The sequence below is a fragment of the Corynebacterium neomassiliense genome (assembly GCF_900626215.1).
Lineage (GTDB): Bacteria > Actinomycetota > Actinomycetes > Mycobacteriales > Mycobacteriaceae > Corynebacterium > Corynebacterium neomassiliense.
The window spans coordinates 1,155,277-1,181,337 of sequence record NZ_LR131106.1 but is presented as its reverse complement, the minus strand read 5'-3'; the positions used below and the strand labels follow the sequence as shown (position 1 = coordinate 1,181,337).

Below are 26,061 nucleotides of genomic sequence, written 5' to 3'. Positions count from 1 at the left end.
ACCATGTCACCGACGTCAACAGCAGCAGTGCAGGGAACCTCGACGGTCTCGGGGAGGTCTGCCGTGCCACGGGTGTCTCCCCTGAACCCGCTCCGGGCGGAGATCACGAAACTGTTCAGTGTCCGCTCCTCCGCCGTGTACGCGATCCTGCTCACCGGTTCGCTCTACGGTCCTGTCACCCTTGTGGCACTGCTCAGTGAGGGCAGTCCGGACCTGGACTGGTCCACCCTGCTCACCGGACTGCCGATCTTCCAGCTCATCGCCGTGATCTTCGCATCCTCGGGCACCGCGGGCGACATCCGTAACCACATGCACGCGCAGGCGTTCCTCACCCAGCACGGACGCTGGCAGTGGGTGATCGCGAAAGTGACGGTCACCGCCGTGTTCACCGCGGTGACGTACGCTGTCGGCACTGCGCTGGCGGTGGGGATCGGCGGCGTCCTCGGAGGGCATCTCGTGCTCGGCACCGGTGTGCACATGGTCACAGTCGGCCTGGTCACCTCCGTGCTCTTCGCCGCGATGTGTGTGGGACTGGCCTGCATCTTGCGAGGCCAGGTTGCCTCGGTGGCGGTACCTGTCGCCTGGATGCTCGTCATCGACGGCATGCTGGGGATGGCGGCCGGGTCCATCGACCTCTTCCGGCCCCTGGCGGCCGTCGCTCCTGTCCAGCGAATGAACCAGTTGATGGGTGGATCAGATCCACTGGACCTCGGCCTGAGTACCGCGGTCTGCTACCTGGTCATTGTCGGTTGGTTCGTGGTACTCACCGGCGCGGGTCTGTGGCGTGACCGCAGGACGGACGTGAGGTAGCCGGGAGCCCGTACCGGCGGAGGAACCGCATCCGTTGCCCTGGTAGGGGCACTTCCGGTCGACCGCGGAGCTCTCCCGGGTGCGGTGCAGCGTCCGGAGGAGACCGCCGGGAAATCTCTGGCGGGGGTCGCACCACTTCCCGGCACCTTGCTGAGGCAGGCGGAGGCCCCGCGCCGCCGAACCTGTCGGCGTCGCGGGGCCGGGTGCGAGACAATCGGGCTCCGGCTGGTGCCCGGGGGCGTGTCGGTCAGTTACGCCCGTCGGTGGAGCCGACGGAGGTCAGACTGTCCTTGATGAACTCGGTGAGGATACCCCAGCCGTTCTCGATGGTGTCATGGGCGGTGTCGAGGAGCCACCACACGGGGTTTCCGGCATCGGAGACTGCGAGGGATCCGAGGATGTCAAACATGAGGAGAGCCTTTCAGGAGAGTGTCACCGGACACAGTGCCCGCTGACAGGGAAAAGGAATCTGGTTGTGACCACACCACAACGGAGCGGTCACGCGCACGATCCTAGCAGCGAATCGGTGACCGTCGCTCACGCCGGCTCACCCCCCCCGGACCGGCGAGCCGGTCACTCCGGGCGCCGGGCCGGGGCGTCCCCGGTACGCTCGGGACACATGGACATCAGCATCGGTGGGACAGACAGAACCCTTCACCTTGCGGACATCTGGTCACCGCTGGACACTCTCCCGGAGGATCCGCCCGGTACCGTGGCCACCGGATTCCGGACACGCGGATGCACCGCTGTGGTGACGGTGGCACCGCTGGATTCCCAGATGATGCCTGTCGACCGTGACGAAGTCGTCGCGGGCATCAGGCCGTCGCTGATGGAGTTTCACGCCGGACTCGTCGAAGCGGACGCGGGGGAGACCCCGGCGGGCGACATCGTCGTGTACACCCTCGTCAAGACCCTGCCTCCCACCGGTGCCGCGGAGGACCCGGGCGAGGTCCCGGAGGAGGACGCCGGGAACTCCCGCTACGGCATGCAATACAACCTCACGGTTCATCTGGCCGTCGACAACGGCGAGTACCTCGAACCATGGCAGATCCAGGGTTTCTTCACCGAGACGGGGGTGACAGGGATGCGTGACGCCGCGGTCATGGACCTCAGCCGTCGTGCCGGGCTGATCAGAATCGGGGACAACGGTCTTGAAGGCTGGTTCGTCGACCCCTACGATCCCACTCTCACTCCCGCGGACGGCTACCTCCTGTCCAACCTGGGCGAGGCCAGAGAGTACGACGACCGCTTCCCCGACCACCCCCTGTCCCGGGCCCGGGAGTTCCTCGACGCGGTCACGGCCCTGGACTGACCGTCGCCTTCTCCACCTGTGCCAGCTGTTCCAGCCGCTGGCGGTCGGCATCCGTGCTCAGCACAACAGAACCGCCGGTGAACAGGGGGAGCAGACGCCGGACGAGACCGTCGGCGTCCTCCCACCCCGTACTGACCAGTCGGACGCCCTGACCCGACCGGGCCGCCAGGTGCCTGAGATCGTCCCCGGTCAGCTCGTCACCGGTGACCGTCACGAGCGCCGCAACGGTGTCCCCGGTGACGGGCCCCGTGTAGCGGTCTGCCTGTACCCGCAGGTCCGGGATGAGATCTGTGACGCCGAAGGGGACGGTCCCGCCGGACTCCACCACACCACGTCCGAAAGGGTCCCCGGAGATCTGCAGGATCTCGGCGTCGAACCCGGTGGCGAAGGCGGAATCCGGGTCAGCGGTGAGGAGAGCGGCGGCATCCGACGCCGCGGGTGACGACGGGGAACACACCGCAGCCCCCGCCTGCCAGCAACCCGGCACCAGGACAGCGGGAAGCCAGTTCGTCGGACAGTCCACCACGACAACGTCTCCCGGGCCCAGCCCCAGTTCCCCGGAGAAGTAGTTGCCGGCCTTCGCCGCCCAGTTGGCGACCGTCGCCGCGGAAAGTTCCATCCTGCCCCGGGGGGTGTAGGTCGTTATCCGGGGGCAGGAGGGGTCGCTGGCGAGGAGCGGGGCCGTCAGATCCATGGGGCCAAGACTAACGTCCCGTCACCGAGTGCGCGGGGGCGGGGCCGGGCNGTCGCATTCCCCGGTCGAGAGGCTTGCGATCGTCACTGACGTCCGTTCCCGGGATTTCGTGGGGTCGCTCACCGAGGTGCTCGCCGGCCTGCACGATTCCGGCCGACGTCCGGTCGTCCTCTACCTCGACGCCGATGACGCCACGCTCGTACGCCGCTACGGCCAGCTGCGCCGTACCCACCCGCTGCAGGACGGGGAGACTCTCCAGGCAGGCATCAACCGCGAACGGGAGATGCTCGAGGGCATCAGGCAACGCGCGGACATCGTGATCGACACCACCGGCACCAGTGTCCATGACCTGCGCCGGCAACTGGAGGACTATTTCACCGCTCTGTCCGACCGCCGCGAGCACGTGACCGTGCAGTCGTTCGGCTTCAAGAACGGTGCCCCCCGGGACCTGGACCTGATGTTCGACGCACGGTTCCTGCCGAACCCCTACTGGGAGCCGGAGCTCAGGGAGCACAGCGGACTGGAGGCCGCAGTAGCCGACTACGTACTGGACCGGCCGGAGGCCAGGGACTACCTTGACGCGGTCCAGGGCGTGGTGTGCGGTCGTCCGGCCGTGCGTGGCGTCCGCGGCCGCCCTGGGACCCGGAAGGTCGGGACGGCCGGTCGGATTCGCTCATTCTTCACCTTTCGGACGCCGCGTCGGCGACGGGCGTCGACGCGTTGCAACGGGGGAGGACCGTGGAGAGCACAGTCAGGCGCAGATTGTACTAGCCCGACCTGCGATGTCCACGTGACGGCCGCCACCGTGTCTCCCCGGCGGAAGACCGGCCGGTACCCCTGCGTCGCTAAGATGGCACGACATGGACACATCCGGATCAGGGGTACCGGTCTTCCCCGCGCAGCAGGGTACGACCGTTGCCGTCGGAGCGGCAGGCCAGGTGGGCCGGGAACTCGTCGCCACCGGCGCAGTGCCGGTGACCAGGAGGGACATGGACCTGCTGGCGTCCCCCCGTGACCTGCGGGAGACGGCACTGCGGTTGTTCGCGTCTGCGGACACGGTGGTCAACGTCGCGGCCTGGACAGCTGTGGACGCCGCCGAAGATCCGGTCAACGCAGCCGCGGTGGAAGGTGTCAACGCGACAGCGCCCGGTATTCTCGCGGCCGCCGCCGCCGAGGTGGGTGCCCGTTTCCTCCATGTCTCGACCGACTACGTGTTCTCCGGCGTCCCGGTTCGGGCGGACAGGCCGTGGCAGGTGGACGACCCCGTGGACCCCGTGAACGTCTACGGTGCGACCAAGGCCGCAGGGGAGGACGCCGTGCGCGCCCACGGGGGAACCGTGGTGCGGACCGCATGGGTGTGGTCCGGGCCGCATGAGCCGGGCCGGGACTTCGTCTCGACGATGGCGGACCTCGCCGCATCGGGCCGGGACCCGCTCGTCGTCGACGACCAGACAGGCAGGCCGACCAGGGCAGGAGACCTGGCCGCCGGTCTGATGGAGCTGTCGCGCCTGGCCGGCGAACTGCCCCCCACCCTCCACTACACAGACTCCGGGGAGCCGGTCACCTGGTTCGGATTCGCCCGGGAGGTCTTCCGGCTGCTCGGCCACGATCCGGACCGGGTGGGGGCCTGCGCCAGCGGTGACCGACCGTCTCCGGCGCGCCGTCCGGCATGGTCGGTGCTCGACCTGTCCGACTGGTGCAGGCTCGCCACGGCACCGCCCCCGTGGAGGGATTCCCTGCGGGAGGGGCTGTCGGTCGCAGGGGGGTGACCACCGGCCACACCCGGCCGGGTTGGGCCGTGCCGTCGGCACCGTGGGATAGGGTGGTCGATCGTGGATACGCCGTCAGACAGCTCCCTGAACAAGAATTCGGGCGGGTCCCCGGAAAGTTCCCCGGGCCGGCCCGCCAGACCCCTTGCGGTGATCACCGTGACCTTTTCGCCAGGTGAGTACCTCGCCCGGTTCCTCGACTCCGTGCCCGGTGCGGTGTCTGCCGGAGCGGTCGTTGTCATGGCCGACAACGGATCGACCGACGGCGCCCCCGAGGCTGCCGCCGCCGCCCGAGAGGGTGTGGAGCTGCTGCGGACCGGGGGCAATATCGGCTACGGGGCCGCGATGAACCGGGGAGTCGAGGCGGTGAGGGCACGTCGGGACGCCGGGGAGGTCGACGACGAGTTCGTCCTCATTTCGAACCCGGACGTGGTTTTCACCCCGGGTGCGGTGGACCGGATGATCGAGGCGGCGCGCCGGCATCCGCGTGCCGGGGCCGTCGGGCCGTTGATCCGGGACCCCGACGGTTCGGTGTACCCGTCCGCGCGGGCGGTGCCGACCCTCTTCTCCGGTATCGGCCATGCGCTGCTGGCACCCCTGTGGCCGGGAAACCCGTTCAGCAGAAGGTACCGGGACGACTCCGACATGTCGCACGAGCGGACCTCCGGCTGGCTGTCCGGTTCCTGCCAGCTGCTGCGGTGGGAGGCTTTCGACGAGGTCGGGGGATTCGACGAACGCTACTTCATGTACATGGAGGACGTGGACCTCGGTGACCGTCTCAGCCGCGCCGGCTGGGAGAACATTTTCACCCCCGACGCCGAGATCACCCATGCCCGGGGGCACTCGGCGTCCTCCCATCCCGAGATCACCGTGCCCGCCCACCACGAGTCCGCCTACCGCTTCCAGGCCGACCGTCTGACGGCCCCGTGGCAGGCGCCGGTGCGGCTGGTGCTCCGGGTGGGGCTGAAGGTCCGCGGTGCGGTCATGCTCTTCCTCGCACGTCGTGCACTGCGTTCATCGCGGAGCCGGGGATCCAGCTGAGCGGAGGGTACGCTTTCTCTCATTTGCCCATCTTTCAAGACCGCCGGGGCGGCGGAGTCACCGGCCGTCCCCTCCAGTGAAAAGGACACGACTGTTCCCATGACCGACCGTAGTTCCGGCGCCGTCAGCGCCGGTGACCTCGCCGCGTCCACCGATGCCGTCATACTTGTGGGGGGAAAGGGGACCCGGCTGCGTCCGTTGACGACGTCGGTACCGAAACCCATGCTGCCGGTGGCAGGCTACCCGTTTCTCCAGCATCTCCTCGCCCGGATACGGGAGGCCGGGATGACCCACGTCGTCATGGGCACCTCCTACCGGGCGGAGGTGTTCGAGGAGTACTTCGGTGACGGCAGTGACCTCGGTCTCGACATCGAATACGTCGTCGAGAAGGACCCTCTGGGAACCGGAGGTGGTATCCGGAACGTCTGCGACCGGCTGCGCCATGACCGGGCGATGGTGTTCAACGGTGACGTGCTGGGGGGTACGGATCTCGGCGCGGTGCTGAGGACCCATGTCGACAATGACGCCGATGTGACACTGCATCTTCTCCGGGTGGCCGATCCCCGTGCCTTCGGCTGCGTACCCACCGACAGCGAGGGAAGGGTGACGGAGTTCCTCGAGAAGACGGAGGATCCGCCGACCGACCAGATCAATGCCGGGTGCTACGTGTTCCGGCGCAGCATCATCGAGGGGATCCCGGAGGGCCGGCCCGTTTCCGTGGAGAGGGAGGTGTTCCCGGCGCTGCTGGAACGGGGTGCCCGGGTGTACGGCCATGTCGACCAGGCCTACTGGCGTGATCTGGGTACCCCTTCGGACTTCATCCGCGGTTCCTCGGACCTGGTGCGCGGGATCGCGCCGTCTCCGCTGATCGAGGGCAGGCACGGTGAGGCACTGGTCGACCCGTCCGCAGCGGTCGCGGGCGGGGCGCTCCTGTTCGGCGGTACCGTGGTGGGTCGCGGGGCCGAGATCGGTGCCGGCGCCAGGGTGGACACCTCCGTGATTCTGGAGGGGGTGGTTGTCGAGGCGGGGGCGACACTGGAACGGTGCGTGATCGCCGCCGGTGCCCGGATCGGTGCCCGGGCCCATCTGGTGGACTCGGTCATCGGGGAGGGGGCTGTCATCGGCGCCCGCTGCGAGCTCGTCGGCGGGTCCGGGTTCGCCAGGGTCTGGCCGGGAGTGCAGATCCCCGACGGAGGGCTCCGGTTCTCCAGCGACATCTGACCCGGCGGTTGAAGGGGGCGGAGGCGGAAGGTTCCGAATATTGTGCCCTCCGAGCCGTATTGCGGCCCCCGTGTCCATATATTGTGGTGTGGCTACGCTACCTATTGCATATATCGGTACAATTCTGGACATATTTCCGCTGTCGCCTGTGAGGCGTGTGACAGATGTGGTCAGTGGTGCCGGTGGGCCGACCGTCGAGGCCTCCACCGGTTGAGACTTGTAATTCTGTATGTGTAATCTCTGGTGAGTAGACAACCGGCCGCCGGCCTGCCAACCTGCACCGGTGACCACGTAGACGGGGAATGAGCAGACGGAGAGGAGGCGGCGTGGACGACAGAGATGATGTCCGCCACGGCGCTGATCCGGGTGATTTCCCCGCATTCCCGGAGCCGGTGTCAGAAGGGGCCACGGCGGTGGATCCGTCGGCGTCGGCCGTCACGCCGGTGACGGCGTCGGGACGGGCCCGGCGCCGGCGCGATCTTCTGAGGGAAGCCGCCGAAATGTCGGGAGGTGTCGTCGACGGCGCCCCCGTCAACGGATCCGACCTCACCGACGACTTCGACGCCTACTACGACCGTGTCGTCCAGGAGTGGCAGGAGCAGGCGCTGTGCGCCCAGACGGACCCTGAGGCCTTCTTTCCGGAGAAAGGGGGGTCGACCCGGGAGGCGAAGAGAATCTGCCGTGCGTGCAGTGTGCGTGACGAATGTCTCGAATACGCTCTGGAGCATGACGAACGTTTCGGCATCTGGGGAGGGCTCTCCGAACGGGAGAGACGCCGGCTGAAGAAGCGTCTCGGGCAGCTGTAGGCGGAGTGCCGGCCGGAGCTCAGGACCCCGGTCCACCCGCCCCGGCCCGCACCTCCGCGGTGTCCGGCTCAGTCCCAGTCGAAACCCGGGTCAACCAGGTCAGGGGTGACGTTGAGGTAGGTCGCCACCAGACTGGCGATGATGAACCGCAGCCACTGCTCGAGTTCCGCACGGTCAGCCGACCTCTCCTCGACCGGCCGGCGGAAGACGATCAGCCGGGGGCGGGTCGGGTTACCGTCCTCGTCCACCCCCACCGGGACGAGACGGCCCAGGGGCACCGGTCCGTCCGAGGCGACCTCGTCGGACCACTGCGGCACCGAGGCGTCCATCCTCATCCGGGGGATCATGTCCACGGCGATGTCCAGCCCGTCGAGACGACTGCCGAAGCGTTCGAGCACGTCGGCGTACACGTCCAGGACCGCGGCGTCGAACTGCTGGGACCTTGTCCGGTGCCGGGGGAGGTCCGGCATCAGGATCCCGCGCAGGCCCCGGCCACGACGGTCACGACGGGCGGCGCGGACCTCACCGAAACCCCGTCCACCGTGCGGCCCGCCCTCTCTACGCGTGGATGCTGTCATGGTCCTGATCCTAACCCCGGGTACTGCGCCACCGGTGTTGCGACAGGCGGCAGGGTGCAGGGTCCGACGCCCCGTCCCGCCCGGGGGCTAAAATGTCGGCTGTGACTGACTACCGACAGTGCTCCCGGCCGGGATGCAGCGCCCCCGCCGTGGCCACGCTCCGCTACAACTACCGGGCCAGCAGGGCGACCGTCACTGTGCTGGGCCCGGCGGGAGACCCGCACAGCTGGGACCTCTGCAGCCGGCACGTGGCCCGGCTCACCGTGCCGGAGGGGTGGGAGCTGGTCCGGCAGGATGTCCCGGCGCCGGGACTTCCGGGGGACGCCGACCTCAGCGACTTCACCGACGAAGAGATGGAGGTCCTGGCTGCCGCCCTCGAGGCGGCCGCTGACGGGGGAGACCGGTTCGGTACCGCTGTCACCGCCCCGACGGATCTGCGCCCTGCGCAACCAGCGGCCCGGATCGTGCGCCGGGAGGACATTCCCCGGCCCACCGGTCACCACCCGTCGCGGGGCAACCTTCCCCGGCACACCCCTCCACGACACCTTCACGCGGTGAAAGACGGTGAGTGACACCCCGGTCCCTGCGCGGGCCCCTGCGAACCGCAGCGGACCCCGGACAGTACCGGTGCAGGCGCAGTCACCGCCCCCGCCAGTTTTCCCTCACCGAATCCCGAACCCCAAGGAGTTCACATGACGTCCTCAGCCCACAGCCCCCGAACCCGGGACGGACTCGCTTCCGTCGTCAAGGCCTATGACGTCCGAGGAGTGGTCGGTGAAGGCATTGACGCCGACCTGGTCCGGGACACCGGAGCAGCCTTCGGCAACCTCATGCGTGCCGAGGGGGCCTCGACCGTCGTCATCGGTCACGACATGCGCCCGAGTTCTCCGGACCTGGCTGACGCCTTCGCCGCCGGCGTGACATCCCAGGGACTGGACGCGGTCCAGCTGGGTCTCACCTCGACAGACGAGCTCTACTACGCGTCCGGTTCCCTTGACTGCCCGGGCGCGATGTTCACCGCCTCCCACAACCCGGCGAAGTACAACGGGATCAAGATGTGCCGTGCAGGTGCCAGGCCCGTGGGACAGGACACCGGTCTGACGGAAATCGTCGACATGCTCGTCGACGGCGTCCCCCCGTACCAGGGCGCTGCCGGTACAGTCACGCAGAAGGACGTCCTCGGCGACTACGCGTCCTACCTCAAGAAGCTCGTGCCCCTGGACGGTATCCGTCCGCTCACCGTCACAGTGGACGCGGGCAACGGCATGGGCGGACTGACGGCCCCCGCCGTTCTGGGGACGGAGCCGTCCCTCACCCTCCACGACCTGTACTTCGAACTCGACGGGACCTTCCCCAACCACGAGGCCAACCCCCTTGACCCGAAGAACCTCGTCGACCTCGAAAAGTACACCGTAGAGACCGGGTCCGACATCGGTGTCGCCTTCGACGGGGACGCCGACCGCTGCTTCATCGTCGACGAAAAAGGAGAGGCGGTCAGCCCGTCGGCGATCTGCGCGATGATCGCGGAACGCTACCTTGAGCAGAACCCGGGCGCCACCATCATCCACAACCTCATCACGTCGAAGGCTGTCCCGGAGATCATCCGGGAGCACGGGGGACACCCGGTGCGCACCAGGGTTGGGCACTCCTTCATCAAGGCACGCATGGCCGAGGAACACGCGGTGTTCGGTGGCGAGCATTCCGCCCACTACTACTTCTCGGACTTCTTCAACGCGGATTCGGGCATGATCGCCGCACTGCACGTGCTGGCCACCCTGGGAGCCGGGGACAGGCCGCTGTCGGAGCTGAAGAAGCAGTACTCCCGCTACGAGGCGTCAGGGGAGATCAACTCCCGGGTCGACGACCAGGCGGGCCGCACCGCAGCTGTGGTCCGGGCCTTCGCGGACGAGACCACGTCCACGGACGACCTTGACGGGGTGACGGTCGAGCTCGCCGACGGTTCCTGGTTCAACGTCCGTGCCTCGAACACCGAACCCCTCCTCAGGCTGAACGTGGAGGCGCCGACACGTGCCCGGATCGATGAGATCGTCGCCAAGGCACTCGGGGTGATCCGGGGCTGACATGTCCGACAACTCCGGTACAGCCCCGGCCACCGATTCCGTGATCCGGATCGACGGGACGATCCGCAACTACTCCTGGGGCTCCAGGACGGCACTGGCCGACCTCACCGGGCGACCCCTGCCGACCGAGCACCCCGAGGCGGAGATGTGGTTCGGAGCCCATCCCGCCGCACCCAGCCGCGTCACCGGCACGGACCGGTCACTGCTGGACGTCATCACCGCTGACCCTGACGGCCAGCTCGGTGGACACCGGCGCAGTGACCGTCTGCCGTTCCTTCTGAAACTGCTCGCAGCGGACCAGGCTCTCAGTCTTCAGGCGCATCCGACCCGGCAGCAGGCCCAGGAAGGGTTCGCGAGGGAGAACGCGGCAGGAATCGCGCTGACCGCGCCGAACCGCAACTACCGCGACGACAACCACAAGCCTGAGCTCCTCGTGGCGCTCACTCCCTTCGAGGCGCTGGCAGGATTCCGTCCTCTGCACCTGACCAGGGAACTGCTGGACCATCTGGCCGTGCCGGAGCTGGCGTGGACGACGTCGCTGCTCGGCTCCGGAAGTGACGACGAGGACCTCCGTGCACTGGTCACGACCTGGATCAGTCTCCCCTCCGCCACCAAGAAGCAGCTGGTGAAGGCAGTCGCCGAACGGTGCAGAGGCCTTCTCGCAGAGACCGGCGGGACCCCGGACCGGGACTGGATGCGGGGCCCGGCCTCGGTGGCGGTGGAGCTGGCGGATCAGTACCCGGGTGACTCCGGTGTCCTGATCTCGCTTCTGCTCAACCATGTGGTCCTGCAGCCGGGGCAGGCGATCTTCCTGTCTGCGGGCCAGTTGCACGCCTACGTCCGCGGAACCGGAGTGGAGATCATGGCGAACTCCGACAATGTTCTGCGCGGCGGGCTGACGACAAAACACATCGACGTTCCCGAACTGATGCGGGTGATGGACTTCAGCCCGGTGGCTGACCCCGTGTGTCCACGGGACAGTTCGGGCCGGTTCTCGGTACCGGTGTCAGATTTCGGTCTCCGTGAGATCAGGGGGACGACCCCGGTGACGGTCGACGGGCCCGCAGTGGTCCTGGGTGTCGCGGGTGACACCGACGTGTCGTGGCAGTCGCCGACGGGGGAGAGGTCCGAGGCGCTGCGGCCGGGTCAGGCGGTGTGGGTTCCCGCCGGAGCGGGAACTGTGCAGGTGGCCTCGTCCGGCCGGGGATTCGTCGCCACCGCCGGCTGATCCGTCCGGACCGGAGACAGGCCGGGGGTATCTCTGAGGTCAGGGTTCCCGGGACTGAGGTTCCTGCTGGTCCGTGGCAGTGCCCGTCTCTGCAGGTGCACCGGCGGTCGTGGAAGCGGCAGCACTGCCCGTGATTTCGGGGATACCGGTCTCAGGGGACTCAGACGGCTCGGCAGACTCAGTGGGCTGTGGAGAGGTACTGTTGTCCGACCCGCCTCCGGCCCCGTCGGTGGAGGTCGGCGTCCCGGAGCTTCCCGGGGTAGAGGGCAGAACCGGGAGGCCCGTCGGGAATCCGGGCAGGGAGGGCAGACCCGTGTCCGGGTCGGTCGGCCACAGGCCCGGGACACCGTCACCACCGTCGCCGTCGGGGTTGTCACGTCCGGTGTCGGCGTCGTCCCCACGGCCTCCGGTGCCGCCGTCCCCGCGTCCCGGAGCTGTACCTGTGCCACCGGGAGAGCTGCCGGAGTCTCCGGGGTAGGCCGGGGCCAGTGTCTGCCCGCCGTTCCAGGCGTTGGGCGGCAGGTAGGGGTCCTCGCTCAGCGGGACCACACCTCCTCCCGAGGGGCCGGGCAGGGCGATGACGGGATCAGGTGTGCCGCTGGGCCTGGGAGCGGTGGTGGTGCGCGACTCCCGGGTGGGCATTCCGGTTCCTGTGGACGCGTCCACGACTTCCCTGCGTTGGACGACCTCACTGCCGGACACGCTGTTGCGCCAGGTGACGACCCCGACGATGACGGCGGCCACGAGTCCCACGACGGCGAATCTCGCCACCAGTCGGTTGCCCCGCCGCGCGGCGAGGGCTTCTGTACGCAGCAGCTCCTCGTGGTGCGCGGTGGTGGCACCGGTGGCATCGCCGGTACCGTGACCGTCGGGGGTTTCGGGGGTCAGGGAGTACCTGCCGTCCGGGGACTGCGGATGATTCGACATGGTCCTCGGTCACGCTCCTTTCGGGGCCGCCACGGGGTTGTGTCCGTGTACAACTGTCCTGCGGTGAGTTGCAGGGGTGGTGGTGAGGGGTGCAGATTGTCCAGGTGGCGGTCCGGGGAGAGGCAGAGGACGCCGGGCACCGGGTGCCGGAACCTGTCAGGGAGTTGGGGAGGTGTTCAGTGGAGAGAAAGGTAACAGAATGGTCACGATATTGCCCACCGTACCACGACCGGCGCGGAACGCATGAACCCGTCCCACGGTTCTCACTGTGATGAAGGTGAATTATTCTGTTCCTGTACTGACAGGCATATGTTTCAGACAGATTCGCGGGACACCGGAGCGGTGTCCCGCGACGGGCAGGGTCCCCCCGCCGCCGCTGAGGTGTCCGGGCGACAGTGTCTGTGCGTCTGCGCGGTCGGTCGGGTGGTCCGGTTGTGCGGTCCGGTTGTACGGTCGCCTGCGCGGTAATGTGGGGCGGGCAAACCCCTCCGGGACACGCCACCGGGTCAGTGACAGCAGACCGGGGACCCGCCGGGACAGCATGAGCGGAAAGTACGAGCACAGGAAGGTGGGTGGCGATGAGCAGCTGGGACGAGGCCGTGTTCGCCGACGAGAACAGCGCGGAGTTCCTCGCCGAATGCGATGAACTGGACGGAGCTGACCTGGTCCGGGCGCTGGAGGACGCGTGCACTGTCGCGCTCAACCATGCCGAACCCGGGGACGCCGACCACATGACCGGGTTGTGCGCGGCGACCGTCGCCTCCATCTGGTGCGGGGCACCCTTCACCGCCGCCGAGGTCGCGGACGACCATCCACTGGTGCGCTCCTGGATCGGGGAATGCCCCGACGAACTCCGGGAAGTCGCGCTGCAGCTGCTCGACCGGCATCTCGAAACTCTTGGGGACGGTGCCCCCGACGGTCTCGAGACCTCGGTGGAGGCGTTGGGGTGACCGGTGCCTGAGTCCCCCGTCCGGGGCCGCGGTAGTCTTGACTGGGTTTCCCGGTAATTCTCCGGTTTCGATTCCTGACCACCCCCCGTACGGCAGTGGACACTGCCTGCCACGAGAAGGAGTACTCACCCATGGCCGATTCCTCCGTCGGAATTCCCGCCGACCTGACCTTCGATCCGGTAGCCGACCTCACTGTCGACAGTGCCGGAGATCTGCAGTACAAGGTCAGGGACCTCAGTCTCGCAGAGTTCGGCCGCCACCAGATCCGGCTCGCAGAGTACGAGATGCCGGGCCTGATGGAGCTGCGGCGCGAGTATGCGCAGGAACAGCCGCTCGCGGGGGCCCGCATCGCGGGTTCGATCCACATGACCGTGCAGACGGCGGTGCTCATCGAGACCCTCACCGCACTCGGTGCCGAGGTCCGCTGGGCGTCCTGCAACATCTTCTCCACCCAGGACGAGGCTGCCGCAGCTGTGGTGGTCGGTGCCGGGACCCCGGAGGATCCGCAGGGTGCACCGGTGTTCGCGTGGAAGGGCGAGACCCTCGACGAGTACTGGTGGTGCCTGGAGCAGGTCTTCGACTGGGGTGACCGTCTGCCCAACATGATCCTCGACGACGGAGGGGACGCCACCAACGCCGTGATCACCGGATCACAGTTCGAGGGCAACGGCCTGGTCCCGGAGCCCACCTCCGAGGATTCCGACGAGTACCAGGCCTTCCTGCGGATGCTCGCCAGGGTGTACGGCAGGGACGCCACCCGGTGGACCCGTGCGGCGGAGTCGGTGAAGGGGGTCACCGAAGAGACCACCACCGGCGTCCACCGCCTGTACCACTTTGCCGACCAGGGAACACTGCCGTTCCCGGCCATGAACGTGAATGACGCCGTGACAAAGTCCAAGTTCGACAACCGTTACGGCACCCGTCACTCCGTCATCGACGGCATCAACCGTGGTACGGACATGCTGATCGGTGGCAAAGCGGCTCTCGTGTGCGGCTACGGTGACGTCGGCAAGGGCGTCGCTGAGGCCCTCAAGGGCCAGGGGGCCCGGGTGAAGGTCACCGAGGCTGACCCGATCAACGCCCTTCAGGCGCTGATGGACGGTTTCCCCGTGGTCACCGTCGACGACGCCATCGGGGAGGCGGACATCGTCATCACCTCGACCGGCAACCTCGGGATCATCTCCTTCGAGCAGATGCAGCACATGAAGAACCACGCTGTCCTGGGCAATATCGGCCACTTCGACAATGAGATCGACATGGCCTCACTCAACCACCGTCCGGACGTGACCCGGGTCAACATCAAACCCCAGATTGACGAATTCACCTTCCCTGACGTCAACGGGGACCCGCTGAGCATTGTCGTGCTCTCCGAGGGCCGTCTGCTCAATCTCGGCAACGCGACCGGCCACCCGAGTTTCGTGATGTCCAACTCCTTCGCCGACCAGACCATCGCGCAGATCGAGCTGTTCACCAACGGTGACCGCTACGAGAACAAGGTGTACCGCCTGCCCAAGATCCTTGACGAGAAAGTCGCCCGGATCCATGTGGAGGCACTCGGCGGCAGGCTCACGAAGCTGACCAAGGAACAGGCCGAGTACATCGGTGTCGATGTCGAGGGCCCGTACAAGCCCGAGCACTACCGTTACTAGGCCGGGGTCCGGTCACCGTGATCATCGCCTTTGAAGGTATCGACGGCGCCGGCAAGAACACCGTCGTCACCGCCCTGGAAACAGAACTGATCGCCCGGGAGGTCCCCGTCGCCCGTCTCGCCTTCCCCCGTTACGAGACTTCGGTCCACGCCCGTCTCGCCTCTGCGGCGCTGCACGGTGGCATGGGGGACCTCGTCGACTCCGCCTACGGCATGGCGACACTGTTCGCACTCGACCGGGCGGAGGTCGCCGAGGAGCTCGCAGGATTCGACCGGGACGGTTACGTGGTCCTGCTGGACCGTTGGGTCGCCTCGAATGCGGCATATTCTGCGGCGCGCCTGTCGCAGGACGCCACATCCGGTGGCGCGAGTTCCGAGGTTGTCGCCTGGGTCGAGGACCTCGAATTCCGTGAGCTGGGCGTCCCCGTCCCCGACCTGCAGATCCTCGTCGATGTTCCGGACTCTGTGACAGCGGTCAGGGTCGCCGACCGTGCCTCCCGGGACGCCTCCAGGAGCATGGACGCCTATGAGGCCGACGGGGGGCTGCAGTCCCGGACACTCACCGCCTACCGTGACCTGGCCGCCGCAGAGTGGGGTTCCCCGTGGCTGGTGCTGGACAACAGCGGCGACCGGGCGTCCCTCGACGCCCGGATCGTCGAGCTCGCCGACGCGGTGGCGGAGGACTGAGACCGGTAGTCCGCCGTACGCGGGAGGTAGTGCCGGCATGTGACCTGGCAGTCCCCCGGAGACCTCGGGTGTGACAGACTGTTGACCATGGCTGCCAAGATTCTTGTCGTCGACGACGACCCCGCGATCTCCGAGATGCTGACCATGGTCCTTCAGGGGGAAGGGTTCGAGACGGTCACTGTCGGCGACGGAGCAGAGGCTGTCGAGGCCGCCCGTACCCGGCACCCGGACCTCATCCTGCTGGATCTCATGCTCCCCGGGATGAACGGTGTGGACGTGTGCCGTGCGGTCCGTGACTTCTCCGCTGTCCCGATCGTCATGCTGACCGCCAAGACTGACACGGTCGACGTGGTGCTCGGCCTGGAGTCCGGGGCGGACGACTATGTCCCGAAGCCTTTCAAGCCCAAGGAACTTGTCGCCAGGGTGCGGGCGAGGCTGCGCCGGTCCACCGAGGATGTCCCGGAGAGCGCCCGGGTGGGTGACGTGGTCATCGACTTCGGCGGCCACCAGGTGACACGTGACGGGGTGGTCATTCCCCTGACGCCCATCGAGTTCGAGCTTCTGGCGACGCTGGCCTCCCGCCCCCGTCAGGTGTTCTCCCGTGAGGAGCTGCTCGAGCGGGTGTGGGGCTACCGTAAGAACAGTGACACGCGGCTCGTGAACGTCCACATCCAGAGGCTGCGGTCCAAGGTGGAGAAGGACCCCGACAATCCCACGATCATCCAGACTGTGCGTGGTGTGGGCTACAAGACAGGTGAGTGAGGGCCGGGCGCCAGTGAGCAGTCTTCCCCCCGGCGCAGGTGAAGGTCGGGATGACAGGGGCACCGAGGGGGTCACGGACCCTCCGGTGCACCATGTCCGGCGTGCGCTCGGCCGCTCGATACTGCCGTTCTCCCGGGGCCGCGGCACCTCCCGTGCCGAACGTGGAACCACCGGTCACGGGGCGTCCCTCCCACCGGGAACCCCGCCCGTGCCTGAGGAGGACCCCCGGACGGTTCCGCGCGGTGAGCTCGAGGGGGTGGGCTACCGGGACATTGTCCGTCTGCTGCTGAGGCAGCCGAGGACCTTTCTCCACCGCAGCAGGCAGGTACTGGCACAGCGGTGGCGGACCTCCAGCCAGGTGCGCGTCATCGGCAGTGTGTTCCTGTCCTCCCTGGTGGTCATCATGACCCTGGGTTTCGTCCTGACCAGTTTCGTCAGCCAGCAGCTGCTGGACGAGAAGCATGACGTCGCCGTCGCCGCGATCGACAGCTCCCGGGCGACTGTGGAGGAGCAGATCCGTTCCTCGGACACCTCGAACTCCCTCCAGCTGAGGATCAATGCGGCCCGGGCGGCGCTGACCGAGAGGATCAGCGGCACCGACGAATCATCGGGAGGGTCGAGCACTGTCTTCGAGCCGGTGGTCATTGCCCCGGACATCAACGGCAGGGACGTCTCCAGTCCGGAGCAGCAGCAGATTCCCGAGAGTTTGCGCACATTCGTCAGGCAGGGGCGTGTAGCGGACCAGTACGCGACGGTGGAACGGGCGTCGGGGAAGTACAAGGCGCTGATCATCGGCAGTCCGGTCTCCTCGGACATCCAGGGGCTGGAGCTCTACCTGGTGCTTCCCCTCGACAACGAGGAGTCGACCCTGGGTCTGATGCGGGGTCTGCTGTTCGCCGGCGCGGTGGCGCTGATGGTGCTCCTGGTCGTCATAGCCTGGGTGTTCTCCCAGCAGCTCACCGTCCCTGTGCGCACCGCCTCACGTATCGCGGAGAGGTTCGCGGCGGGGCATCTGCGGGAGCGTATGGCCGTCGACGGTCAGGACGAGGTGGCGCGGCTGGCGATGAGTTTCAACGAGATGGCTGAGAATCTCTCCCACCAGATCCGACAGCTGGAGGATTTCGGCTCCCTGCAGCAGCAGTTCACCTCGGATGTGTCGCACGAGCTGAGGACTCCCCTGACCACGGTGAGGATGGCGGCGGACCTCATCCACGACAGTGCCGGGGACCTTGACCCGATGACCCGCCGGGCCTCGGAGCTGATGATCTCGGAGCTGGACCGGTTCGAGATGCTGCTCGGGGATCTGCTGGAGATTTCGCGTCATGACGCCGGGGTCGCCAATCTTTCCCTGGAGACCGTCGACGTCCGGGGGGTGGTGAAGTCCACCCTGGAACAGGTGCGCGCCATTGCCGAGGAAGTGGGCTGCACAATCAACCTGGATCTTCCTGAGGAGCCGGTGAATGTGCCGGTGGATTCCCGCCGGGTGGAGCGTATTCTGCGAAATCTGCTGGCCAATGCCATCGACCACAGCGAGGGCCGGCCGGTTGACGTGACCATGAGGACCGGTGACGGTTCCCTGGCGGTGACGGTGGTGGACCACGGGGTGGGGCTGAAGCCGGGGGAGGCGGAACTGGTGTTCAACCGGTTCTGGAGGGCGGATCCGTCGCGGGAGCGGCGGACCGGGGGAACGGGTCTGGGTCTGGCGATCGCCAAGGAGGACGCCCAGCTCCACGGAGGACGCCTGGAGGCTACCGGCGAGCCTGGTGTCGGAGCCTGTTTCCGGCTCACCCTGCCTCTGGTCCCCGGCGAGGAGGTGCGCACCTCTCCGCTGCCCCTGGAGGTCGACACCGTCCCGGTCTCCGCGGCGGTCCCGGCGGCAGCAGCTGGTCCGGCCCAGGGTGTCGAGGACGTTTCGGCAGGGTCAGACACCGTCGGAGCAGGTCCCGGTCCCGCGGACGATCTGGTCGACAGGGACGGCGGGGGAGTGCCCGACGGCCCGGCCGCCGCTGAGCCGGCTGCTGCTGAGCCGGCCGCTGCTGAGCCGGCCGAGGCAGGGGATAGCGGAGGCTCGACGGTGCACTCCGGACAGATTGACGACACAGTGCTGGAGGAGGCCATGGAATCACTGGAAGGGACGACCGACCTGCCGGGGTTCAACCTGGACGGGGCTCCGGGAGGCCACCCCGGTTTCGAGGGGTTCACCGAGGAAGAGGTGCGTCGGGCGCTTGAGGAGGCGGCGGACATGGACGACTACCGGCCGGAGGACGACGATGACCGACGTTAGCCGTCAGGTGCGGGCCGCGGATTCCGCAGGGCCGGCGCTGCAGGCCGGGGTCCCCGGGGCTGTCGACGAGCGGTACGTCCGGCGCGTACCGAGGTCCCGCAGAGCAGTGACGGGGGCTCTGGCGGCGGTGGCACTGTTCGCTGCGGCGGGGTGTGCGTCGATTCCGGGCAGTTCGACCCCTGAGGTGGTGAGCACCTATGCCGCGTCGCCGAGTCTGGACAACGTGCCGTCACCCCAGGCGGGACAGGCCCCCGACCTTCTGTTGCGGTCGTTCTTCTCGGCGTCCGCCCACCCACTGAACAACCACCAGGCAGCCCGTGCCTTCCTCACCTCTGAGGCGGACGGGCAGTGGCAGGACGCCACGGGCACCCTCGTCCTCGACAGGATCGACCTCAATGCCGACGGCACGGCCTCCGGCAACCGGCTGACGTACACGGTCCGGGGAACTGTGACGGGGACGCTCGGTACGGGCGGCACCTACCAGCCCGGGTACCGGTCCTACGAGAACACGATCGACATGGTGCTCGTCGACGGCAACTGGCGGATAGACAGACTTCCGTCCGGTGTGATCATGGACCGCAACGACTTCACGTCGACGTACCAGCCCCGGGACGTCTACTTCCTCGACCCGACCCGCCGCTATCTTGTCCCTGACCGTCGGTGGACCTATTCGAGGCAGGACAATGTGGGTACCTCGCTGATGTCCCTGCTGGCGGCGGGTCCCCGTGACAGTCTCGCGGACGGGGTGGTCAGCGCCTTGCCGTCGGATGTGGTCGTCCAGGCACGCTCCGAGGACAACGGCAGTTTCACCGTGGACCTTTCCGGGCTCGCGGGTACCTCCGCCGACGAACTGCGGGCCCTGTCCGCCCAGATCATCTGGACGCTCGCCAGTTCTGATGTGCGGGGACCCTACCGGATTCTCGCTGACGGGGCGCCGGTCTCCACCCGGGGGTCCGGTTCAGGGCCGGGCGCGGATCCCGGTGGCAGGGAGACGCCCCGGGAGTCCTGGACTGTCGACGACGTCAGAGAGTTCGACCCCCACGCCATGCCGGCGCAGCCTCTGCGCGCCCTGCGCGACGGTGCTCTGGTGGAGGTCGGTGACAGCGGTGCGTCGACCGTCGACGGCTGGACGTCGTCGGGGCAGCTCGAATCGGCGGCGTTCTCGTCCGAGGGGATGGTGGCTGCGGTGAGCGGTCGTGGTGACGAGGAACGTCGCCTGCTTGTCGGTGAGCCGACGGAGTCTCCGGTGACTGTCCACACCGCCGGTCAACTGTCCCGCCCGTCGTGGACGGCCGGTGGGCAGACACTGTTCGCGGTGGCTGACGGGACCCGCGTCCTGAGGTGGGCGAGAGCGGCGTCCGGCGGCATGACAGAGGTGAACGTGGATTCGCGGGAGCTGGGGTCACTGGGTCTGGACCGGCCGATGATCAGTGAGTTCACCGTGTCCAGGGACGGGACCAGGGCGGCGCTGATCGTCAACGGTCGTCTGTACGTCAGTGTCCTCGAGAACACGGGGGCGTCCCAGGACTCCTCCGGACCGCGCCTGGGAACCCCGGTTGCGGTGGCGCCGAATCTGGGGGACACCGCGGTTTCGGTGGGGTGGCGTCCTGACGGTGCCCTGCTGGTCGGAACCCGGACGAACGACACCCCGGTCTGGGTCGTCGCCGTCGACGGCTCCCAGCAGACCCAGCTGACCTCACGCAATGTCACCGCGCCGGTGGTGGCTGTGGCGTCGACGGGGGTGACCGAGTACATCCTTGACAGCCGTGCCCTGCTGCAGATCGACTACGGGTCGGCGGGGTTCGGGGAGAACGATTCGACGGACGACTTCTGGCGTGAGGTTCCCGCACTGCAGGGGGCACGGGCGGTACCGGTCACGGTACGGTGAGAGTGGACAGCTGGCGTGGGGACGCAGGGGAGGGGCCGGATGCGGTGGAGTGGACGGGCGGGACGCCGCGCTGCAGCGGTGACGGAGTTCGCCGACAAGGTGCTCAGGGACGCCGCCTCACTGGTGTGGCGGGTGGACTGTCCCGCCTGCGCCCGGACGGAGGTGACGGAGGTGTCCGGCGGGGCGGGCCTGTGCAGGGACTGTGCGGTGGAGCTGCGCCGACTCCCTGAGCGGACCGGTGCGGCCGGTGTGCTTCCCGTCGTCGCCGCCGGCCCCTACGGTGGCGCGCACCGGGCCGTGGTGCTGGCGGCCAAGGACCACCACCGTCCGGACGCTGTGACGGTGATGGGCGAGGTGTTCGCGGGGGTGGTGAGGCATCTGGCGGGTCTCGGGGAAGTTCCGGACCCGAGGCTGGCCCCGGTGGTGCTGTTGCCGGCACCGACACGCCCGTCGGCGGCGCGGGCCAGGGGAGGCTGCGTGGTCGAGCGGGCGGCGCAGGTGGCGGCGGCGGGTCTCGGGGGCGCGGCGGTGTGCTGCCCCGTCGCCTGTCTGGAGGAGGGCACTCCGGACTCGGTGGGGCTGGGGCGGGCGACACGGGCGGTCAACATGTCGCGGGCGGTGAGGCTCCGCCGGGAGGGGGTGACGGAGGTGCTGAGAATCCTGCGGACGCCGGGGGCGGTCGCCTGCGTCGTCGACGATGTCTGCACGACCGGTGCGACACTCACAACGTTCAGTCTGGCTCTGGCCACTTACGGGGTATTCCCCCGCGTGGGGGTGGTCGTGGCGCAGGCGTGAGGGCACTGTGACCGGGACGCGGGTGATGCAGGGGTGCCTGGTCAGCCGTTGAGCGGGTGTCGCAGGATGTTGAAGCGCGCTTTCCGGGTGTCACAGGGGTGTCGGCCGGGTGGAACCGGGCACCGCGGGACAGCCGGACGTGGGGGTCTCCAGGTATGGTGGCGGTACAGGAAGGTCACCACTTCACGGGACGCCAGGGCATCCGGCCGTGGCCCCGGTGACCTCGGAAATCGGGAGGTTGAGCATGGCTGTCAACGAGCAGACCACCGCAGACGAGGGCGTTGTCGCCCCGGAGACCCAGGTTGAGATCACCGGCCGCAACGTGGAGATTCCCGAGCATTTCGCGGACCGGGTGAACGCGAAGCTCGCGAAGGTCGAGAGGCTCGACCCGACCCTGACCTACTTCCATGTCGAGCTCCAGCATGAGCGGAACCCGCGCCGGTCGGACGAGTCCGACAGGATCCAGATCACCGCCACCGGTAAGGGTCACATCGCCCGTGCCGAGGCGAAGGAGGATTCCTTCTACGCTGCGCTGGAGGCGGCCGTCGCGAAGATGGAGCGGTCCCTGCGCAAGGTCAAGGCGCGGCGCCGCATCTCCCGGTCCGGTCACCGTGCACCCGTGTCTGTCGGGGAGGCGACCGCTGACCTGGTGAGGGAGACGGAAGCGCCGGAGGAGACCCCCGGGCCCTTCGACGTGGACCCGTACGCCGACCGTTTCCTTCCCGGTCAGGTGGTCCGCAAGAAGGAACACCCCGCTACCCCGATGAGCGTTGACGAGGCACTCAGCGAAATGGAACTGGTCGGTCACGACTTCTTCCTCTTCGTCAACGAGGAGACCGGGAGGCCTTCGGTGGTCTACCGTCGCCGTGCCTACGACTACGGCCTGATCGCACTGAAGGCTCCGGTGGTTCCGGGGGCTGAGTGACAGGTACGCGGCGGGGAGTCCCCGGAGACAGTTACGGGACGGCACCGTGCGGTGCCGGGCCTGTACGGTCGGCCGGGGTGCCTGCACCTCTGACGTGACCTCGGTTCTGCGTCGGGCCTGTGGCCGGCCGGCCACAGGCCCACGCGGGGGCGGTCCGCCTGTGAGGGCGGTGTGAAGGGGGACACGGTACGTCCGGGACGGGGTCCGGACCGGTATACTGGGGGTTCGATCACGCTCGACCATGCGCATCCATGCGCGACCGGCAACAGCAGAAGGACAGGCAGCACGTGCTAGGACTTTCGAAGATTCTCCGACTCGGTGAAGGACGGGCCGTCAAACGACTGGCAGCCGTCGCCGACCAGGTCATCGCCAAGGAGGAGGAGTACTCCTCTCTCAGTGATTCCGAGCTGCAGGCGAAGACGGGGGAACTCAAGGAGCGGCTCGAGTCCGGGGAGACCCTGGACGACATCCTGCTCGACGCCTTCGCCACTGCACGCGAGGCGTCCTGGCGTGTGCTCGGTCAGAAGCACTACAAGGTCCAGATCATGGGTGGCGCCGCGCTGCACTGGGGCTATGTCGCAGAGATGAAGACCGGTGAGGGCAAGACCCTGACCTGTGTCCTGCCGGCCTACCTCAACGCTCTGGCGGGCAAGGGCGTACATGTCGTCACCGTCAACGACTACCTTGCGAAGAGGGACTCTGAGTGGATGGGCCGTGTGCACCGGTTCCTCGGGCTGGGCACGGACGTCATCCTCGCGGGCAAGCGACCCGCTGAGCGGAGGGACGCCTACAACGCCGACATCACCTACGGGACGAACAACGAGTTCGGGTTCGACTACCTGCGTGACAACATGGCGCACTCCCTGGACGACCTGGTCCAGCGCGGTCACAACTACGCTGTCGTCGACGAGGTGGACTCCATCCTCATCGACGAGGCGCGTACCCCGCTGATCATCTCCGGACCCGTCGGAGGGTCCTCGCAGTGGTTCACCGCCTTCGCCCGCATCGTGCCGAAGATGCAGCTGGACATCCACTACGAGGTCGACCGGCGCAAGAAGACCATCGGCGTCCGCGAGGAGGGGGTGGAGTTCGTCGAGGACCAGCTCGGCATCGACAACCTCTACTCTCCGGAGCATTCGCAGCTCGTCAGCTACCTGAACAACGCCATCAAGGCCAAGGAACTGTTCACCCGGGACAAGGACTACATCGTCCGCAACGGTGAGGTGCTCATCGTCGACGAGTTCACCGGACGCATCCTGGAGGGGCGCCGATACAACGAGGGTATGCACCAGGCGATCGAGGCGAAAGAGAACGTCGAGATCAAGAACGAGAACCAGACTCTCGCGACGATCACCCTGCAGAACTACTTCCGCCTCTACGACAAGCTCTCCGGGATGACCGGCACCGCCGAAACCGAGGCGGCCGAGCTCAAGTCGATCTACAAGCTCGATGTCGCGCAGATCCCGACCAACAGGCCGAACCAGCGGACGGACGACGTCGACCTCGTCTACAAGACCCAGGAGGCGAAGTTCGCCGCAGTCGCTGAGGACATCGCCGAGCGGGTGGAGAAGGGCCAGCCTGTCCTGGTCGGCACCACCTCGGTGGAGCGGTCGGAGTACCTGTCCCAGCTGCTGCAGCGCCGTCACATCCGGCACAGCGTCCTCAACGCGAAGTTCCACTCCCAGGAGGCCGAGATCATCGCCCAGGCGGGTCGCCTCGGTGCGGTGACGGTGGCCACCAACATGGCAGGGCGCGGCACCGACATCGTCCTCGGCGGAAACCCGGACATCATCTGTGACATCACTCTCCGCGAGCGCGGGCTGGACCCGGTCGAGGACCCGGAGGCATATGAGGCCGCCTGGGACGAGGAGATTGTCAAGGCCCGTGCACGTTCCGAGGAGGAGGCGGAGAAGGTCCGCGAGGTCGGCGGGCTCTACGTCCTCGGTACGGAACGTCACGAATCCCGCCGCATCGACAACCAGCTCCGTGGCAGGTCCGCGCGCCAGGGCGACCCGGGGGAGACCCGGTTCTACCTGTCCATGCGTGACGACCTGATGACAAGGTTCGTCGGACAGACGATGGAGGCGCTGATGACCCGCCTCAACGTCCCCGACGACATGCCCATCGACTCGAAGATGGTCTCCAACGCCATCAAGGGGGCCCAGGCCCAGGTGGAGAACTCCAACTTCGAGATGCGCAAGAACGTGCTCAAGTACGACGAGGTCCTCAACGAACAGCGCAAGGTGATCTACGGCGAACGCCGGCAGATTCTTGAAGGTGAGAACGTCGAGCAGAACATCCGCAACATGCTCGACGACACCATCGCCGCCTACGTCGACGGTGCGACTGCCGAAGGCTATGTGGAGGAGTGGGATCTCGACGAGCTGTGGAAGGCTCTCGAGGCACTGTACGGGCCGGGGGTGGTCGCCCAGGACCTCATCGACGGCTCCGAGTACGGCAAGCCGGGAGAACTGTCCGCCTCACAGCTGCTCCAGGCACTCCAGGACGACGCCCACGCCCAGTACGACGAACTTGAGCAGGCGGTCGCAGCGATCGGCGGGGACGACCAGATGCGTCAGCTGGAACGCGGCGTCCTCCTCAACGTCGTCGACCAGAAGTGGCGCGAGCACCTCTATGAGATGGACTATCTCAAGGAGGGCATCGGACTGCGGGCAATGGCGCAGCGCGATCCGCTGGTCGAGTACCAGCGTGAAGGCGGGGACATGTTCCGCAGGATGAATGACGGCATCAAGGAGGAGACGGTGCGTCAGCTGTTCCTCATCCGTCGCCAGTACCAGGCGAACGCGGAGAAGAACAGTGCGGACGCCGCGACCTCCGGGGCCGCACCGGCCTGAGATTCCGGGACCGAGATAGGAACCGGGAATCCCGGATCCGGTTCTCTGCCTGTACTCCACCGGTCCACTGTGGGACAGGTCCGCCACCCTTCGCGGGTGTACGGGTTCATACCAGGGTGACGCCCTCCACCCGCCACTTTGACCGGTGACGGGCCAGGTGACCCACAACGGCACGGACACGGCCGTCCACTGCGGCACTCGCGGTGAACGACACCCTGCGCCGGTGTGAGGGGGGAAGACTCACACGCAGCAGCTGGGAGGCGACCCCCTGCCGGTGGTCGATGTCCAGTCTGATCCGGTTCCGGAGCTCGTCGATGACAGCCGGCGAGTAGGGTCCGCGCCGCAGTACACTGACCGGACGACGTCCGTCATAGGCCTCCAGCCAGCACTGCAGCAACCGTGCAATCTCCCTGGTGACGGCCTCACGGGCCTCGGGGCCGGGGCTGGACAGCACCCCGGTGACGTCCCTGCCGGGAGAGGGGGCGCTCGTGACAGCTTCCTGCCCGGGCGCTTCCTGCCCGGACACTGCCGCCGTCACGTCACCGGGTGTGCCGGAACTGTCGCCGGATCCCCTGTGTGCCGCCGCCCCTCCTGCAGGACGGCGCAGGTACACCTTGCCCGGAACCGGTGCGGTACAGGCACCCGACCCGTTGACGTCTCCGTAAAGCCCGTCGGCGTCCCCCGCGTCCGCCGTCCCCTGTCTGTCCCCCGTGCCGTACGTGACGGCAGCAGAGGTCCTCCCCGAAATCCCCATGCGCCACATCCTAGACCGCGGACGGCGGGAAGGGGAGGGGGCGTGG

Annotated in this window: 24 protein-coding genes; 19 read left to right on the top strand and 5 right to left on the bottom strand. The window is 67.7% G+C overall.

All coding sequences use genetic code 11. The annotated features are described in order from the left end of the window. Positions 1–3: 3 nt before the first annotated feature. The gene (locus E0E18_RS05190; RefSeq protein WP_237559636.1) at positions 4–810 is read left to right on the top strand and encodes an ABC transporter permease; all 807 of its coding nucleotides are present in this window, start codon (positions 4–6) and stop codon (positions 808–810) included. A gap of 247 nt (positions 811–1,057) precedes the next feature. On the opposite strand, the gene E0E18_RS13845 is transcribed toward E0E18_RS05190, so the two are convergent. Next, on the bottom strand, positions 1,058–1,219 hold the full coding sequence (locus E0E18_RS13845) for a hypothetical protein (RefSeq protein ID WP_154669485.1): 162 nt from the start codon (positions 1,217–1,219) through the stop codon (positions 1,058–1,060). A 210-nt stretch (positions 1,220–1,429) separates the two neighbouring features. Between E0E18_RS13845 and E0E18_RS05185 the strand changes: the two genes are divergently transcribed. Next, the gene (locus E0E18_RS05185) at positions 1,430–2,122 is read left to right on the top strand and encodes a hypothetical protein (RefSeq protein WP_130839579.1); all 693 of its coding nucleotides are present in this window, start codon (positions 1,430–1,432) and stop codon (positions 2,120–2,122) included. On the opposite strand, the gene E0E18_RS05180 is transcribed toward E0E18_RS05185, so the two are convergent. Then, complete coding sequence (locus tag E0E18_RS05180) at positions 2,106–2,816, bottom strand: TIGR03089 family protein (RefSeq protein ID WP_066583701.1); 711 nt, start codon at positions 2,814–2,816, stop codon at positions 2,106–2,108. The genes E0E18_RS05185 and E0E18_RS05180 overlap by 17 nt on opposite strands. Positions 2,817–2,925: 109 nt before the next feature. On the opposite strand from E0E18_RS05180, the gene E0E18_RS14395 reads away from it, so the two are divergent. The 5 genes from E0E18_RS14395 to E0E18_RS05155 all read left to right on the top strand — a co-directional run bounded on the left by E0E18_RS14395 (position 2,926) and on the right by E0E18_RS05155 (position 7,653). After that, positions 2,926–3,831, top strand: coding sequence for an RNase adapter RapZ (locus E0E18_RS14395; RefSeq protein ID WP_419866039.1), 906 nt, complete (start codon positions 2,926–2,928; stop codon positions 3,829–3,831). Next, the gene (locus E0E18_RS05170; RefSeq protein WP_337189532.1) at positions 3,755–4,585 is read left to right on the top strand and encodes an SDR family oxidoreductase; all 831 of its coding nucleotides are present in this window, start codon (positions 3,755–3,757) and stop codon (positions 4,583–4,585) included. Before E0E18_RS14395 ends, E0E18_RS05170 begins: the two co-directional genes overlap by 77 nt. 150 nt (positions 4,586–4,735) lie before the next feature. Next, positions 4,736–5,626, top strand: coding sequence for a glycosyltransferase family 2 protein (locus E0E18_RS05165; protein WP_110481113.1), 891 nt, complete (start codon positions 4,736–4,738; stop codon positions 5,624–5,626). A 99-nt stretch (positions 5,627–5,725) separates the two neighbouring features. Then, positions 5,726–6,847 (top strand): mannose-1-phosphate guanylyltransferase, encoded by a 1,122-nt coding sequence (gene manB / locus E0E18_RS05160; protein WP_066583693.1) that lies wholly within the window; start codon positions 5,726–5,728, stop codon positions 6,845–6,847. Between the two features lie 500 nt (positions 6,848–7,347). Continuing rightward, positions 7,348–7,653, top strand: a complete 306-nt coding sequence (locus tag E0E18_RS05155) for a WhiB family transcriptional regulator (protein ID WP_066585896.1) — start codon at positions 7,348–7,350, stop codon at positions 7,651–7,653. Positions 7,654–7,721: 68 nt separating this feature from the next. Here E0E18_RS05155 and E0E18_RS05150 read toward each other — a convergent pair whose 3' ends face one another. Then, entirely contained in the window at positions 7,722–8,231 is a 510-nt protein-coding gene (locus E0E18_RS05150; protein ID WP_066583690.1) for a metallopeptidase family protein, read from the bottom strand. Between the two features lie 92 nt (positions 8,232–8,323). On the opposite strand from E0E18_RS05150, the gene E0E18_RS05145 reads away from it, so the two are divergent. From E0E18_RS05145 to manA, 3 genes are all read left to right on the top strand, one after another. Beyond that, positions 8,324–8,803, top strand: a complete 480-nt coding sequence (locus E0E18_RS05145; RefSeq protein WP_066583687.1) for a DUF3499 family protein — start codon at positions 8,324–8,326, stop codon at positions 8,801–8,803. A gap of 120 nt (positions 8,804–8,923) precedes the next feature. Beyond that, entirely contained in the window at positions 8,924–10,312 is a 1,389-nt protein-coding gene (locus tag E0E18_RS05140) for a phosphomannomutase/phosphoglucomutase (protein ID WP_110481114.1), read from the top strand. Position 10,313: 1 nt separating this feature from the next. Further along, a complete protein-coding gene (gene manA / locus E0E18_RS05135) occupies positions 10,314–11,540 on the top strand; it encodes a mannose-6-phosphate isomerase, class I (RefSeq protein ID WP_202616698.1) in 1,227 nt (408 codons plus the stop codon). Positions 11,541–11,579: 39 nt separating this feature from the next. Here the strand turns inward: manA and E0E18_RS05130 are convergent, their stop codons facing one another. Next, positions 11,580–12,467, bottom strand: coding sequence for a hypothetical protein (locus E0E18_RS05130; protein WP_110481115.1), 888 nt, complete (start codon positions 12,465–12,467; stop codon positions 11,580–11,582). Positions 12,468–13,045: 578 nt separating this feature from the next. Here E0E18_RS05130 and E0E18_RS05125 point away from each other — a divergent pair. From E0E18_RS05125 to secA, 9 genes are all read left to right on the top strand, one after another. Next, entirely contained in the window at positions 13,046–13,417 is a 372-nt protein-coding gene (locus E0E18_RS05125; protein WP_066583678.1) for a DUF4259 domain-containing protein, read from the top strand. A gap of 131 nt (positions 13,418–13,548) precedes the next feature. Then, positions 13,549–15,066, top strand: a complete 1,518-nt coding sequence (ahcY, locus tag E0E18_RS05120) for an adenosylhomocysteinase (RefSeq protein WP_130839575.1) — start codon at positions 13,549–13,551, stop codon at positions 15,064–15,066. A gap of 17 nt (positions 15,067–15,083) precedes the next feature. Next, entirely contained in the window at positions 15,084–15,752 is a 669-nt protein-coding gene (locus E0E18_RS05115; RefSeq protein WP_066583666.1) for a dTMP kinase, read from the top strand. Between the two features lie 87 nt (positions 15,753–15,839). Continuing rightward, positions 15,840–16,514, top strand: a complete 675-nt coding sequence (gene mtrA / locus E0E18_RS05110) for an MtrAB system response regulator MtrA (protein WP_066585888.1) — start codon at positions 15,840–15,842, stop codon at positions 16,512–16,514. Positions 16,515–16,527: 13 nt separating this feature from the next. Then, positions 16,528–18,798 carry an MtrAB system histidine kinase MtrB gene (gene mtrB / locus E0E18_RS05105; protein WP_419866038.1) on the top strand — a complete coding sequence of 757 codons (2,271 nt, stop codon included), beginning with the start codon at positions 16,528–16,530 and terminating at the stop codon, positions 18,796–18,798. Further along, positions 18,785–20,686: an LpqB family beta-propeller domain-containing protein gene (locus E0E18_RS05100; protein WP_130839573.1), complete on the top strand. Its 1,902-nt coding sequence runs from the start codon at positions 18,785–18,787 to the stop codon at positions 20,684–20,686. The genes mtrB and E0E18_RS05100 overlap by 14 nt, the downstream gene beginning before the upstream one ends. 39 nt (positions 20,687–20,725) lie before the next feature. Further along, on the top strand, positions 20,726–21,481 hold the full coding sequence (locus E0E18_RS05095) for a ComF family protein (RefSeq protein ID WP_110481118.1): 756 nt from the start codon (positions 20,726–20,728) through the stop codon (positions 21,479–21,481). A gap of 244 nt (positions 21,482–21,725) precedes the next feature. Beyond that, a complete protein-coding gene (gene hpf / locus E0E18_RS05090; protein WP_066583663.1) occupies positions 21,726–22,406 on the top strand; it encodes a ribosome hibernation-promoting factor, HPF/YfiA family in 681 nt (226 codons plus the stop codon). Between the two features lie 287 nt (positions 22,407–22,693). Beyond that, on the top strand, positions 22,694–25,261 hold the full coding sequence (secA, locus tag E0E18_RS05085; protein ID WP_110481119.1) for a preprotein translocase subunit SecA: 2,568 nt from the start codon (positions 22,694–22,696) through the stop codon (positions 25,259–25,261). 106 nt (positions 25,262–25,367) lie between these two features. Here secA and E0E18_RS05080 read toward each other — a convergent pair whose 3' ends face one another. After that, positions 25,368–26,015, bottom strand: a complete 648-nt coding sequence (locus E0E18_RS05080; protein ID WP_202616697.1) for an Rv3235 family protein — start codon at positions 26,013–26,015, stop codon at positions 25,368–25,370. Positions 26,016–26,061 lie beyond the last annotated feature (46 nt).

Excerpts from the sequence above, each read along its gene's own strand:
- E0E18_RS05190 (WP_237559636.1), top strand. The coding sequence starts at position 4 with ATGTCACCGACGTCAACAGCAGCAGTGCAGGGAACCTCGACGGTCTCG.
- E0E18_RS13845 (WP_154669485.1), bottom strand. The coding sequence starts at position 1,219 with ATGTTTGACATCCTCGGATCCCTCGCAGTCTCCGATGCCGGAAACCCC.
- E0E18_RS05185 (WP_130839579.1), top strand. The coding sequence starts at position 1,430 with ATGGACATCAGCATCGGTGGGACAGACAGAACCCTTCACCTTGCGGAC.
- E0E18_RS05180 (WP_066583701.1), bottom strand. The coding sequence starts at position 2,816 with ATGGATCTGACGGCCCCGCTCCTCGCCAGCGACCCCTCCTGCCCCCGG.
- manB (WP_066583693.1), top strand. The coding sequence starts at position 5,726 with ATGACCGACCGTAGTTCCGGCGCCGTCAGCGCCGGTGACCTCGCCGCG.
- E0E18_RS05155 (WP_066585896.1), top strand. The coding sequence starts at position 7,348 with ATGTCGGGAGGTGTCGTCGACGGCGCCCCCGTCAACGGATCCGACCTC.
- E0E18_RS05150 (WP_066583690.1), bottom strand. The coding sequence starts at position 8,231 with ATGACAGCATCCACGCGTAGAGAGGGCGGGCCGCACGGTGGACGGGGT.
- E0E18_RS05145 (WP_066583687.1), top strand. The coding sequence starts at position 8,324 with ATGTCGGCTGTGACTGACTACCGACAGTGCTCCCGGCCGGGATGCAGC.
- E0E18_RS05140 (WP_110481114.1), top strand. The coding sequence starts at position 8,924 with ATGACGTCCTCAGCCCACAGCCCCCGAACCCGGGACGGACTCGCTTCC.
- manA (WP_202616698.1), top strand. The coding sequence starts at position 10,314 with ATGTCCGACAACTCCGGTACAGCCCCGGCCACCGATTCCGTGATCCGG.
- E0E18_RS05130 (WP_110481115.1), bottom strand. The coding sequence starts at position 12,467 with ATGTCGAATCATCCGCAGTCCCCGGACGGCAGGTACTCCCTGACCCCC.
- E0E18_RS05125 (WP_066583678.1), top strand. The coding sequence starts at position 13,046 with ATGAGCAGCTGGGACGAGGCCGTGTTCGCCGACGAGAACAGCGCGGAG.
- ahcY (WP_130839575.1), top strand. The coding sequence starts at position 13,549 with ATGGCCGATTCCTCCGTCGGAATTCCCGCCGACCTGACCTTCGATCCG.
- mtrA (WP_066585888.1), top strand. The coding sequence starts at position 15,840 with ATGGCTGCCAAGATTCTTGTCGTCGACGACGACCCCGCGATCTCCGAG.
- E0E18_RS05100 (WP_130839573.1), top strand. The coding sequence starts at position 18,785 with ATGACCGACGTTAGCCGTCAGGTGCGGGCCGCGGATTCCGCAGGGCCG.
- E0E18_RS05095 (WP_110481118.1), top strand. The coding sequence starts at position 20,726 with ATGCGGTGGAGTGGACGGGCGGGACGCCGCGCTGCAGCGGTGACGGAG.
- hpf (WP_066583663.1), top strand. The coding sequence starts at position 21,726 with ATGGCTGTCAACGAGCAGACCACCGCAGACGAGGGCGTTGTCGCCCCG.
- E0E18_RS05080 (WP_202616697.1), bottom strand. The coding sequence starts at position 26,015 with ATGGGGATTTCGGGGAGGACCTCTGCTGCCGTCACGTACGGCACGGGG.